Annotated in this window: 10 protein-coding genes; 3 read left to right on the forward strand and 7 right to left on the reverse strand. The window is 71.0% G+C overall.

Features of this window, described 5'->3' with window-relative positions; all coding sequences use genetic code 11:
- Positions 1-49: 49 nt before the first annotated feature.
- Complete coding sequence (locus VKV26_05460; GenBank protein HLZ69342.1) at positions 50-1,237, reverse strand: acyl-CoA dehydrogenase family protein; 1,188 nt, start codon at positions 1,235-1,237, stop codon at positions 50-52.
- Between the two features lie 147 nt (positions 1,238-1,384).
- Complete coding sequence (locus VKV26_05465) at positions 1,385-1,969, reverse strand: hypothetical protein (GenBank protein HLZ69343.1); 585 nt, start codon at positions 1,967-1,969, stop codon at positions 1,385-1,387.
- Between the two features lie 180 nt (positions 1,970-2,149).
- On the opposite strand from VKV26_05465, the gene VKV26_05470 reads away from it, so the two are divergent.
- A complete protein-coding gene (locus tag VKV26_05470) occupies positions 2,150-3,436 on the forward strand; it encodes a CoA transferase (GenBank protein HLZ69344.1) in 1,287 nt (428 codons plus the stop codon).
- A 62-nt stretch (positions 3,437-3,498) separates the two neighbouring features.
- Here the strand turns inward: VKV26_05470 and VKV26_05475 are convergent, their stop codons facing one another.
- The 3 genes from VKV26_05475 to VKV26_05485 form a co-directional block, all read right to left on the reverse strand.
- Positions 3,499-4,407: a hypothetical protein gene (locus VKV26_05475; GenBank protein ID HLZ69345.1), complete on the reverse strand. Its 909-nt coding sequence runs from the start codon at positions 4,405-4,407 to the stop codon at positions 3,499-3,501.
- Between the two features lie 166 nt (positions 4,408-4,573).
- Positions 4,574-7,579 carry a protein kinase gene (locus VKV26_05480; protein HLZ69346.1) on the reverse strand — a complete coding sequence of 1,002 codons (3,006 nt, stop codon included), beginning with the start codon at positions 7,577-7,579 and terminating at the stop codon, positions 4,574-4,576.
- Positions 7,580-7,829: 250 nt separating this feature from the next.
- Positions 7,830-8,069 carry an AtpZ/AtpI family protein gene (locus VKV26_05485; protein ID HLZ69347.1) on the reverse strand — a complete coding sequence of 80 codons (240 nt, stop codon included), beginning with the start codon at positions 8,067-8,069 and terminating at the stop codon, positions 7,830-7,832.
- A gap of 511 nt (positions 8,070-8,580) precedes the next feature.
- On the opposite strand from VKV26_05485, the gene VKV26_05490 reads away from it, so the two are divergent.
- Together VKV26_05490 and VKV26_05495 are read left to right on the forward strand one after the other, a co-directional pair.
- Positions 8,581-9,510 carry an LLM class flavin-dependent oxidoreductase gene (locus VKV26_05490; GenBank protein ID HLZ69348.1) on the forward strand — a complete coding sequence of 310 codons (930 nt, stop codon included), beginning with the start codon at positions 8,581-8,583 and terminating at the stop codon, positions 9,508-9,510.
- A 21-nt stretch (positions 9,511-9,531) separates the two neighbouring features.
- A complete protein-coding gene (locus VKV26_05495) occupies positions 9,532-10,005 on the forward strand; it encodes a DinB family protein (protein HLZ69349.1) in 474 nt (157 codons plus the stop codon).
- A gap of 257 nt (positions 10,006-10,262) precedes the next feature.
- Here VKV26_05495 and VKV26_05500 read toward each other — a convergent pair whose 3' ends face one another.
- Both VKV26_05500 and VKV26_05505 read right to left on the reverse strand, forming a co-directional pair.
- Positions 10,263-11,618 carry a peptidoglycan DD-metalloendopeptidase family protein gene (locus tag VKV26_05500; GenBank protein HLZ69350.1) on the reverse strand — a complete coding sequence of 452 codons (1,356 nt, stop codon included), beginning with the start codon at positions 11,616-11,618 and terminating at the stop codon, positions 10,263-10,265.
- 144 nt (positions 11,619-11,762) lie between these two features.
- The gene (locus VKV26_05505; GenBank protein ID HLZ69351.1) at positions 11,763-12,542 is read right to left on the reverse strand and encodes an enoyl-CoA hydratase-related protein; all 780 of its coding nucleotides are present in this window, start codon (positions 12,540-12,542) and stop codon (positions 11,763-11,765) included.
- Positions 12,543-12,587 lie beyond the last annotated feature (45 nt).

Genomic DNA, 12,587 nt, shown 5'->3' on the forward strand with positions numbered 1-12,587 from the left:
GATACCTAGATCGTGCTCGAAAGGCCGGCTGGCCGTGCTCGCGCTCTGCCTACCCCCGCGGCAAGCCCAGCCCCCGCGTGGCGATCACGTTGCGCTGGATCTCGCTGGTGCCCGCGGCGATCGTGGCGGAGACGCTGCTCAGGTACATGTGCGCGATGCGGCCGCGCAGCGGCGCCCACTTGCTGCCACGGTCCAGCCCGCCGTACATCCCCAGCATGCGCGTGCCCAGCCGCGCCACCCGCTGGCTCACCTCCGAGCGGTACATCTTGTTCACCGAGGCCTCGTGGTTCGGCACCTGGCCGCGCTTCTGGATGCTGATCACGCGGTAGGAGAACAGCCGCGCAATCTCCGCCTCCACCAGCTTCTCCGCCAGCTCCAACCGCAGCCCCGGCGTGAGATACAGCGGCTTGCCCGCGTCGCTCTTCGCCTCGCGCGCGTATTTGATCAGGTCGTTGACCGTGTGCTTGAGGCCGATGCTGGCGCCGATGTTCGAGCGCTCGAAGTCCAGCAGCGTGGCGCCGACATACCAGCCGCGGTTCTCCTCGCCCACCCGGTTCTTCACCGGCACGCGCACGCTGTCGAAGAACTCCTGGTTGAAGACGTGGTCGTTCGCCATCGTCACCAGCGGCTGCACGGAGAGGCCCGGCGTCTTCATGTCGAGCAGCAGCATGGAGATGCCGCGATGCTTCGGCGCCTCCGGGTCGGTGCGGGCGAGCATGAACATCCAGTCGGCGCGGTGAGCGCCGCTGGTCCAGATCTTCTGGCCGTTCAGCACGTAGTCATCGCCGTCGCGCACGGCACGGGTTTGCAGACTGGCCAGGTCGGAGCCGGAGCCGGGCTCCGAGTAGCCCTGGCACCACTGGATCTCGCCGCTGGTGATGCGCGGCAAGTGCTCCTGCTTCTGCTCGTCCGTGCCGTAAAGGATCAGCGTGGGGCCGATCATCTGCACGCCCATACCGCCCACCTGCGGCGCCCGCGCCTCGGCCATCTCTTCGTTGAAGATGAACTGCTCGCTGACGCTCATGCCGGCGCCGCCGTACTCTTTGGGCCAGTGCGGCGCGATCCAGCGCTTCTGCCCCAGCGCCGTGCGCCACTGCTTGCGGAAGTCTTCTTCCTGGCGGCTGAGGTCGTAGCGCTCCATCTCCGGGTTGGCGAAGCGCGACGGCAGGTTCTCGTTGATGAACCCGCGCACCTCACTGCGGAAGGCGGCCTCTGCGGCGGTGTCCTGGAACTGCATCGTCACGCTCCTCCGTTGCCGGCCGCTGAACGGTCCGGATCGTACGCGCGGGCGCCGAATGACGTTCGATCGCCGCGCCACGTCCGATCATGGCGCGGCGAGACGAATTTCGCAAGAGGGAAGCGCGCGGCGAAAGCTTCGGAGAGCTTAGCCCAGGCCGGCCGCGCTCAGCTTCGCGTCCTGTGCCTGCGCGATCGCGGCGAGCTGGGCCGGGTCCGGCTGCTGCAGGCCGCCGTCGAGCACCAGCGCGATCACGCGGCCACGCACGAAGATATCGGCCACGAAGTGCAGCGTCGGGCCGTCCTTCGGGTCCGGCAGGTCAAACGCCACCTGCTGGTCGGCGGCGCCGAGGCCGAGCGGCGCCAGCACCCGGAAGTTCTGCACGTTCACGCCGCCGCCCGCCAGCGCCTGCACGAAGGCCGGCCCGCCGAACAGCGGCACGATCACGCCGGCCGGCAGGGCCTGGTCGGTCTCGATCAGGCCGTCGATCACGGCGCCGCCGCTCGCGTCCGTGCTCACGAACGTGCGCACGAACATGGCCGAGATGCCGGGCACGCCGCTGGCCGGCGTGGTCTCCTGCGCCTGCGTGAAGCCCGGCAGCTCGGACGCGCTGAGCGCCACGGCGGCCAGATCGCCGGCCGCGGCGCTCTGCGCCCGCACCGGACCGGCGGCGCTGAGCGCTCCGCCCAGCACGAGCGCGACGACCAGGGCAGGCAGCAGGCGGCGGAACATCGCTTCTACCTCGTATGGCTCAGGGCAACGTGCGGCGGCCGCTTCCGACAACGGCCCCATAGGAAGTGTCGGCAGCCGCCGCGGATCGCCTATAGGTGCGGCGCCGCATTCCTGGCGGCGTGGCGCGATCCCGCTGCCTGGAGCGGCCGCCGCGCTTGACCGCCGCTCCCGCCCGCTCCCATGATCGAGGAGCGCCGCCGCGGCGGCGACGACGAGCGCGGGCTTGCCGCCATGCCGCTGATCCTCTCCGACGAAGACCTGGCTGCCGCGCGCGCCGGCCGCTCCGCCACGATGCCGCTCGCGGGCCTGCGCGTGATCGACGCCGGCCAGATCATCGCCGGCCCCTTCGGCCCCTCGCTGCTGGCCGACTTCGGCGCCGACGTGATCTCGATCGAAAATCCGGAACTGGTCGGCCTGGAGCTGGCGCCCAGCGTGGCGCTGGGCCGCGCCGTGCTGGGGCGCAACAAGCGCTCGATCACGCTCGACCTGCGCACGCCGCGCGGGCAGGAGCTGCTGCGGCAGCTCGCCGCCGTCGCCGACGTGCTGGTGGAGAATTACTCGCCCGGCACGATGGAACGCTGGGGCATCGGCCCCGACGACCTGGCGAAGGTCAACCCGCGCCTCGTCTATGTGCGCGTCTCCGGCTACGGCCAGACGGGGCCGTACCGGCAGAAGGGCGGCTACGACCGCGTGGCGATGGCCTTCGGCGGCCTGCTCGAAGTCACCGGCGCGCCCGACGGCGAGCCGGTGCACCCCGGCTACATGCTCGGCGACCACCTGGCCGGCACCTTCAACGCGCTCGGCGCCCTGATCGCCCTCTACTGGCGCGACGCGGCCGGCGGTGGCGCCGGGCAGGTGGTGGATGTCTCGCTCTACGAGCCGCTGTTCCGCGTCTCGCACAACATCGCCGGCGAGTACGCGCACGACGGCAAGGTGCGGCGCCGTGCCGGCAACACGCGCAATTGGACCGTTCCCGGTCAGCAGTTCCGCACGAAGGACGACCGCTGGGCGCTGATTATCGCGCCCTCCGATCGCCTCTTCATCCGCCTCTGCCAGGCGATGGGCCGGACGGAGCTGACGGTCGATCCGCGCTTCATGCCCGCGCACGTGCGCCAGCAGCACGCCGACGAGATCCACGCCGAGATCCGCCCCTGGGTGGCGCGGCACACGCTGGCCGAGGTGATCGCGATCCTGGACGCCGAGCGCGTGCCCGTGGGGCCGATCTACGCGATCGACGAGATCTTCGACGACCCGCAGTTCGAGGCGCGGGAGGACATTGTCGAGATTCCCGACGCGCATGTGGGCCGCGCGGCGATGCCGAACGTGGTGCCGAAGCTCTCGCGCACGCCCGGCGGCGTGCACAGCCCCGCGCCGCGCACCGGCGAGCACAACGAGGACGTTTATGGCGGCCTGCTCTCGCTCTCGCCGGCGGCGATCGCGGCCCTGCGCGAGGCGAAGGTGATCTGAGCCGGCCCGCCTGCTCACCCGGCGCGGCGGGGCGGCAGCCGCGTGTGCTCCGAGGCTCGTGCCTACGTGCCGGGGTGGTAGCAGAAGAGGTACTTGTGATCCGGCTCGATACTGATATCGAGCTGGATGTCCGGTGTGCTCGGCTGCTCGAACTGGATATGCAGCGTGTAGGTACCCGGCGCCATCGAGAAGGGGAACGACGCGGCGCCATCGCAGCCGCCGGCGCCGCCGCTCGGCGCCACCGCGCCGGAAACGCCGTCGCCGTTGGTCAACGGGTCGCCGTTGGTGTCGGTTTGCCGCAGGCCCACGATCAGCGGCGCATCGCTGGCGTTCTGGAAGACCACCAGCCCCTGCCCCAGGTTGGGCGTCGGCCCGGCGTCGCAGCAACCCGGCCAGTTCACGCCGCGGAACTGATCGCCTTCATAGCCCACGGACACGGGGCCGGAATGGGTATCGTTACATACCCACGCCGCCCGGCCGATGCCGATCAGATCGGTTGGCACGTAGTCGTTCAACGTGACGGAGAACTCAAACGAGCGGTCGGCGCCGCGCACCCGCGCCGAGCCGCGTGTGCTGGGGTTGCCGACGAGCACGCACTCCCCGGCCGAGACGTTCACCCTGGTGGAGTCCTGATCGCTGATGTCGAGCAGCACGTTGAAGCGCTTGGTGACATGCAGCCAGTACCCGTAGCCGCCCTGGGCCTTGCTCGGGTCGCTGGCCTCGTAGTTGCTGTCGCCGGGGCGCCAGGTGAAGAGGGCGTTGTCCGACGACTGCTGGATCACGTTGCCGCTGTAGTCGCCGCCGCCGGCGAAGGCGACGAGGTTCCAGCCGGGAATGAAGGTCACGTAGGCGAACTGCGCCGGCGCCTGGGCGCGTGCCGGCTGCCGCCCCATGACGCCGGCCAGCGCGACCGCGGCAATCACCATTGCCAGGCCGAGCCTGATCGTGCGGCCATGCAGTCGTCCGCTCATCGGTCGCGCACCCTCCCTTGTAGATGTAGATGTAGATCGTTGCAGCGCTATGACTGAGGCGACAGCCCACACGATATGACAGCAGCTGCCTGCCGTCCAGCGCGACGCGGTGCATCCTTCCGCGACATGCCCGGAGGCCGGCGCCGGCGACCGAGCGATGCGAGACTTAGCGGCCGGTGCTGAAGCCGCCGTTGGTGCCGCCGGTTGTGCCGCCGCCGGTGCTGAAGCCGCCGTTGGTGCCGCCGGTTGTGCTGCCGCCGGTGCTGAAGCCGCCTGTGCTGCCACCCGTGGTGCCGCCGGTGCCCGAGGTTGACGGCACGCCGGTCGAGCCGCTGGTCCCCGTGGCGCCCGAAGTCGAGGGCACGCCGGTCGTACCGGTCGTTGCCGGCCGGCCGGTGGTGCCGCTGGTGCCGGAGGATGAGGGCACTCCGGTCGTGCCGGTCGTCGCCGGGCGGCCCGTGGTGCTCGGCGGCGGCGCCTTGCGCGCCTTGGCGGCGGCGTCGCTCAGCGATGCGGCCGTGGGCAGCGCGTTCAGCGGATCCGCGGGGGCCAGCGTGGCTTCGTCCACGGCAAAGGTCACGTCGTCGCCCGCCTTCAGGTCGGCGAAGGCGACGTTGGCGTCGTATTTGGTGCTGCCGCCGACGGCCACGGCCGTGTAGCTGCCGTCCGCGCACTGCGCCTGCAGGGCCGAGCCGCCCAGCGCCGTGATCTTGCCGCTCGTGCAGTTGAGCGCGAGGCTGTGATGTCCTTGCTTGAAAGTCCTGGCGCCGGCGTCCCAGGTCAGGATCTCGTCGAACTTGCCGATCGGCTGGTCGTAGCCGCCGTTCACGCCGCTGTCGCCGGAGGCATAGGCATTCTCGATGATGTGCACGCCCTGCGGCTTGCCGTCGGTCAGCTCGACCGTCGCGCCCGGCGTCGTCTGCAGGTCGAAGTCGAGCGCCACCGGTTTGGCCGCGTCGTCGAAGCTGAAGGCGACCAGGCGTCGCGTGCCCTTCTCGTCGAGGATGATCGAGGCGAGGCCGTGCGGCGGGCCGTTGTCGATCAGCGGCTGCACCAGCAGCGCTTCGACGTTGGGAAAGCACTGATCGCCGCTCTTCTTCACCGCCGGCAGCAGCGCCTTCTCCGCCGAGGGTTGCTGGGTCGCGTCCCAGACCGACGCCCACTTGCCGCTCTTGTCGGGGCGGTAGACGTCGATATACGGCCGCTGGCAGCCGCTGCTGTCCGGCGCCTGGCTTTGCAGCACGAGCTGGCCGGGATCGCCGGCATTCTTGCCGGCAACGACGAAGCTCTGCAGCCTGGTTGCGTTCGGCCGCAGCAGCGTGGCGACGTCAAGCTTGTCGGCGGGCGTCACGGTGGGCGCCGGCGTCGGGCTTGCCGTGGGGCTTGGCGACGGTGAGGCGGTCGGGTTCGGCGTGCTCGACACGGCCGCGGTTGCAGACGCGGTCACGTTCGCCGCCGTGGTCGTGGGCGTCGGCCTGGGGCTCGACTTGCCGCCGGCCACGGCGAAGCGGATGCCCACCCCGGCCGCCACGAGCAGCACGGCGGCCAGCGCCAGCGGCCAGAGTCGCTTGATGCCGCCGCCGGTCGCGGGCTCGGGCGCCGTACGTCCGCCCACGGCGCCGCCGCGGCCGGCGGCGCCGCCCGCTCCGGCCAGTGCCGCACCGCCGCCTGCGCCGGCCGCGGCGGCGCCGTCCGCGGACCGGCGCGGCTCGTCACGCCTGGGCAGCGGCACGTACACCGTCTGCTGCTCGTGATCGTCCACCGCCGGAGGCGACACCGGCGGGCGCACGTAGCGGGCCTCTTCACTTTCGGCGATCCCTTCGATGACGCCGGCGTCGCGCGCGGCGGGCCGAATGCCCGGCGTGGCGTCCGCGGGCGCGGGCAGATCGACCACCGTGGTGTCGGCCGCGGGCGCGAATGGACGTGATGGTGTCAGCGGCTCGGCCAGCGTCGGCTCGGGCGGAGCTGGCGTGCGCACCTCCGGCAGCGTCGGCTCGGGCGGAGGCGGTGTGCGCGGCTCATAAAGCGTGGGCTCGGGCGGGGCCGGCGTACGCGGCTCGTAGAGGGTTGGCTCGGGCGGCGCCGGCGGCGTCGCCGGGCCGGGCGTGCGCTCCTCGACGATCGTCGCGTCGGCGGGCGGCGCGGGCGTGAGCGCTTCCGGCTCGGCCTGCGGGCGGCCGAGCGAGGCCGGCGTCAGCGGCTCGATGATCGTGGCGTCGAGCGGGGGATAGGCGGCGGCGCTGGCGGCGGACAACTCGCCCTGCTGCAAAACCTCGGCGAACTCGCGCCCGCTCTGGAAGCGATCGTCCGGGTTGCGCGCCAGACCGCGCAGCACCAGCTCGTCGAGCCAGGCGGGAATCGCGGGGTTGCGCGTACTGGGGCGGGGAATCTCGCCCTCGAAGGCGACTTCCGAGAAGACCTGGAAGAAGCGCAGCTCCTCCAGCACGGGCGTGCTCTCCGCCCGCGACTGCGCCAGCTCGCGACACTTCTGGATGTTGACGTAGAACGTGCCGGTGAGCAGCTCGAAGAAGATCACCGCCAGCGAGTAGAGGTCGGAGCGGTGGTCGATGCGCCGCCCCGACGCCTGCTCGGGCGACATGTAGATCACGGTGCCCGGCTGGAAGCCGGTGCGCGTCATGCTCAGGTAGCCGCCGACGGCCTGGGGAATATGCGCCACGCCGAAGTCCGCGACCTTGGGCGTGCCGTCCTCCATCAGGAAGACGTTGCCGGGCTTGAGGTCGCGGTGCACAATGCCGCGCTCGTGTGCGGCCTGCAGGCCGCGGGCGATGCCGGTGGCGATCGTGATCGCCTGCTGCAGCGGCGGCCGGCCGCGCTGCAGAAACCCCTTGAGGTCGCCGCTTTCGGCCAGCTCCATCACGAGCAGATAGCCCTCTTCGTAGGGCTCGATCGCGTGGACTTCGAGGATATTGGGGTGGCGCACGCGCAGGCCGAGCCGGCCTTCGGTCAGGAAGCGGCGCAGCGCCTCTTCCTGCTGCGTTTCGAGATCGGCGGAGTCAAGGCCCAGCTCTTTGATGGCGACGAAGCGGTCGGCCAGCTCTTCGTGCGCCTTGTAGACGCTGCCGAAGGTGCCGCGCCCCAGCAGGCCGTCGCGGCGGCCTTCGCTGCGCAAAATGCGGTACTTGTTGAGCACCAGCTCGTCGAAGGGGAGCATGACCGCCTCAACGATCGGAACGCCGCTACGCCCCCGCCTTCGCCTTCGCTGGGGAACACGGTTAGCGTATCGATCGTGCCAATTCCGTGTCAACGCCGTTGCCGGCGCGCACAACGGTTCCTGCCGTGCCGGCAAAGCGCGGGCGGGCGCGCCCAACGCCGCGGCGCAACCGCTCTTATAAGTATGAACGCGACCGGACCGGCGATTGTGCGCGCGGACACGGCAGCGGGTGGCAGGGGCCGAGCGCCCGTTAGCTGCCGCTGCTGAGGAAGCGCATCAACATGCGCCCGGCGGAGAACAGCCCCAGCGCCAGCCCCAGGCAGAGTCCAATCAGCAGGAAGAGCGGGTGCGTGCCCGCGCGGCCGTCCAGCCAGTTGCCCGCAAGCACGCCGAGGATGATGGCGATGGCGATCGTCCAGCCCATGCCGGCGAACCAGGCAGCCGTGCCCAGAATCTGGTAACCGCCCGAGCCGCCTCCGCCCTGCGCCATCGTCTGCACCTCGCGGCAGGCGCCCCGTATCTGCCGTTGTCCGGCGGCGCCTCCTCTCTTCATATTTTGCCATCGCCGGCGGCCGGCTTGCTCGCTGCCCCGCCAAGCCGCTAGAACTGGACCAGAGCGATCTGCGGCGCCGCGCCGGCGCGGCCGCGAGCATCCTGGGAAGCGGGCGGGAATTCTGGCAAGCGGGGAACAGCCGTCTGGCGCGATCTACCTGGTCTACGGCGAGAACGGCGCCCGCCTGTGCTACGCCGGCGACGACGCCGAGGCGCAGCGCGCGGTCTGTGCCGAGCTGGAGCGGCGTACCGCCGGCTACGTCTCCGGCTACCAGTTCGTCGGGCGGCAGCGCTACGAGGTCCGCTGCTACCTCGATGCGCCGCCCGGCGAGCGCTTCCTTTCGCTGCGACGGCAGCGCGACCTGTTCGATTTCGGCTGGCACCCGCGCGGCGGCGCCGATCGCAACGGCGCCGCGGCCGCGCCGGAAGCCGCCGCGGGAGAGTAGACGATGGTTGAGCTCAAGATCGGCACGACGCTGGCCGGCAACCAGCTGCGCAGCGGGCCGGAGCTGGAGCAGATGGGCTACGACTCGCTCTGGGTGAGCGAGCACATCCTCTTCTACGGCCCGATCTTAGAAGCGGTGCCGCAGCTCGGCGCCCTGGCGGCGCTCACGCAGAAGGCGACGCTGGGCACGGCGATCTTCCTCCTGCCGCTGCGCCATCCCACGATCGTCGCCAAGTCGTTCAGCACACTGGACGTGATCTCGAACGGGCGCATGGTGCTGGGCATCGGCGTGGGCGGCGAGTTCCCCAAAGAGTTCGAGGCGACGGGCGTGCCGGTCAACGAGCGCGGGCCGCGCTCCAACGAGGCGATGCGCGTGATCAAGCGCCTGTGGAGCGAGGACCACGTCTCGCACGAGGGCCGCTTCTTCACGTTCTCCGACGCGACGATGGCGCCGAAGCCGGTGCAGTCCGGCGGCCCGCCGATCGTCGTCGCCGGCCGCTCCGAGGCCGCGGTCACGCGCGCGGCGCGGCTGGGCGACGGCTACATGCCGTATCTGTTCACACCCGATCGCTACCGCGCGGCGCTGGCCTCGATCGAGCAGCAGCGCACGGCGGCCGGCAAAAGCATGGACGGCTTTCAGCGGGTGCTCTACCAGTTCACCGCCCTGGCAGACACGCACGAGCTGGCGCACCGCCGCGCCGTCGAGCGCCTCTCGCGGCAGTACAACCAGGACTTCGAGAACCTGGTGGAGCGCTACTGCGTGCTGGGTACGGCGGAGGAGTGCGCCGAGCGGCTGGCACAGTTCGTGCAGGCCGGCGCGCGGCACATCATCCTCGTGCCGATCTGCCCGGAAGGGGAGCTGATGCAGCACCTCGAAGCGTACCAACGCGACCTGCTGCCGCGGGTGCGCCAGCAGACGGCGGCGGTCGCCTGAGGGCGGTGCAGGAGAACCCGCGTGGAAGAGCTTGCCCTGCAGATCATCGAAACGCTGCCCCTCTCGCTGCGCCGCCTGACGGCCGACCTGAGCGAGGAGCAACTGCGCCGCCGCCCGGCCGCGGGCGAGTGGTCGATCGCGGAGATCACCGGCCACCTGATCGACAAGACCGAGGTCTGGGGCGAGCGCTTCCGCCATATCGCCACGCAGGATCAGCCCTCGCTGCCCGCCTTCGATCAGGACGCCTGGGTGCGGGAGCGCGGCTACCAGGCGCAGCCGTTTCCGGCGCTGGCGGAGCGGCTGGGCGGCATGCTCATGCAACTGGCGGCCGAGCTGCGCCAACTGCCGCCCGAGGCCTGGGAGCGAGTCGGCCTGCACGAAGAGCGCGGCCGCTTGAGCCTGGCCGAAGCCTGCCGCATCTACGCGATCTCGCTGCCGCAGCACGTGGAGCAGATCGTGAGCGCACGCGCGGCGGCGCTGGCGCGGCCCGCATAACCCCCGTCCCCCTGCTCTCCCATATACAGATGGTTGGGAGATCTGCCGCATTTGGCGAACATATGGGAGAGCAGGGGCGATCCGGCGTCGGGCGTGCCGTACGGTCTGCGGCTCACCGGTGCGCAGCCTGAACGCGCTCAGGGCGCCCAGCCGGGCCATGCTAACCCGGCCAGCCCGCGCCCAACCTCCCCACGATCGCCCCCTTCTCTCCCAGTATTGGGAGAGAAGGGGGTCGGGGGGTTATGAGGGCCCGCTCTCTACGGCCGCTGCAGATAGGTGCTCACCACCCAGCCGCGGTTGTCCAGCCGGTACCAGGTGTAGCCATCGGCCTGCACGGGGCCGTCCATGACCGTGCCCGTGGTGCCGTCCGGCACGCAGTCGACGATCGTGCCGTTGAGCGACGGCGCGTCGTGCACGTTGAGGCAGTCGTCGGCGCCTGCCGTCATGACCGTATCGCCCACGGCGTAGGCGACGCCGTTCGGCAGCTCGGGCTGCGGCGTGGCGGCCGCACCCGCACTGGCCGGCGGTGGCGCGGGCGGCGCGGCGGCCGGCGTCGCCGCCGGTGAGGGCGCCGGTGTTGGCGATGCAGCCGGTGGGGCTGCCGGCGAGGGCGACGGCGCCGGGGTGGGCGAAGCGGCCGCGGCCGGGCTGCTGGCCGCGGCCGGCGGCGAGGCGATCGAGCTGCCGCCGTTGATCGCCTGCAGGTAATCGGCCACGCTCCAGCCGAGGTCGCCCAGCTTCCACCAGGTGTAGCCTTCGGCCGTTTGCGGGCCGTCGGTGATCACCGACTGCGAGCCGTCGGGCAGGCAGTAGACCGTATTCGCGCTCGTGGTCGGGCTGCTGTGCACGCGCAGGCAGTCGCCCGTGCCGCTGACGACGACGGCCGCGCCCACACCGAGCGGACCGTTCTGCCGCGGCGAGCCGATCGTGGCCCCGCCGGTGCTGGTGGTCGCGGCGGAGGTGAGCGTCGTGCCGCTGCGGGCGGGCGTGGTAGCAGGCGCAGCGCTGGGACCGTTCTGCGAGACGACGTGGCAGCCGGGGCCGGAGCCGTTGCAGGCCCACTGGTTGTAGGTCGCGTTGCCCGCGGGCAGGCTCACGCCCTCCAGCGGCAGCCCGTCCGGCAGGGCGAAGGGCACGGGCGCACGGTCGCCGTCCACGATGCGGTAGAGCTGCAAATGAATGTGCGCGGTGCCGTTGTTGCCGACCGTGCCCGGCGCGCCGACCGTGCCCAGCGCCTGGCCGCCGGAGACATGCTCGCCGTTGCCGTAGCTGTGATTGAGGATGATGTGGCAGAGCATCTCGTGCAGGCCGCCGCCGTCGTCGATCTGGATGCCGATGCAGCCGTTGTTGCTGCCGGGCGGATAGGCCCAAACGACGGTGCCGGCGGCCGGCGCCAATGCCGGAGAGCCGGAGGTCTTGCCGTCGTCGCGGGTGAGGTCGAGGGAGTAGCGTTCGACGCCCTGGTGTGTGCCGCCGTTGTACCCTTGCAGGATCGAAACCGCTGCGCCGGCGGGGTAGGGCAGGTGGATCGCTGCCGCACCGTGCGCCGCCCGGGTGCCAAGCCCCGCCAGTCCCAGCGCCGCCAGTGCCAGCAGCGTTCTGCGAAACCGCAAAACGCTTTAATCCTTTCGGTATGAACGCGCTGCGGTTGTTATATCGGCGTTATCCGAAACTGTCAACTCGGCGCTGTCTCAGGTCTCCTCGTTACGTCGAGCGTCACGCTCGCGTGGCGGCGCCGCCAGGCGTTCGCCAGGCCATTAGCGCCCCGTGTATGCGGGCTTGCGCTTCTCGGCGAACGCCTTCGGCCCTTCCTGCGCGTCGTCGCTCAGCAGCGCTTGGCGGAAGAGCCGCATCTCCAGGTCGAGGCCCTGATCGAGCGGCCGATCCAGCCCCTGGTAGGCGGCCTGCTTTGCCAGCCGGATCGCCAGCGGCCCCATCTCCAGCAGCGTGTTCGCCATCTCCTCGGCGGCGGCCAGCACCTGGTCGCGCGGCGCCACGCGGTTGATCAGGCCGAGCTGCAGCGCCTCCTGCGCCGTGAGCTGTGTGCCCATCAGGATCAGTTCCAGCGCCCGTGCCAGCGGCAGGGCGCGGGGCAGGCGCTGCGTGCCGCCCGCGCCGGGGATCAGGCCCCAGCGCACCTCGGGCTGGCCGAAGCGCGCCGTCTCGGCCGCCACGCGCAGGTCGCAGGCCAGTGCCAGCTCCAGCCCGCCGGCCAGGGCGTAGCCGTTGATCGCGCCGATGATCGGCTTCCAGCAGGCGAAGTCGCGGGTGATGCCGCCCAGGCTGAAGGTCGTGAGCTTGTCCGCCCTGGCCAGGTTGGAGAGATGGGGAATCAGCGCCTTCAGGTCGGCGCCCGAACAGAAGGCGCGATCGCCCGCGCCGGTGAGGATCGCCACCCACAGCTCCGGATCGTCGCGGAAGTCGTGGAAGGCGTGCGACAGCTCGTCGTTGGTCTCGGGGTCGATCGCGTTGAGCGCATCCGGCCGGTTGATCGTGACGTAGGCGATGCGCCCCTTCTTTTCGTAGAGGATGGCCATGCTGCACGCTCCTGCGACGCTGGCTCGCCGGCCGGCGGCCGGGGC

This window comes from Dehalococcoidia bacterium (assembly GCA_035310145.1).
GTDB lineage: Bacteria > Chloroflexota > Dehalococcoidia > CAUJGQ01 > CAUJGQ01 > CALFMN01.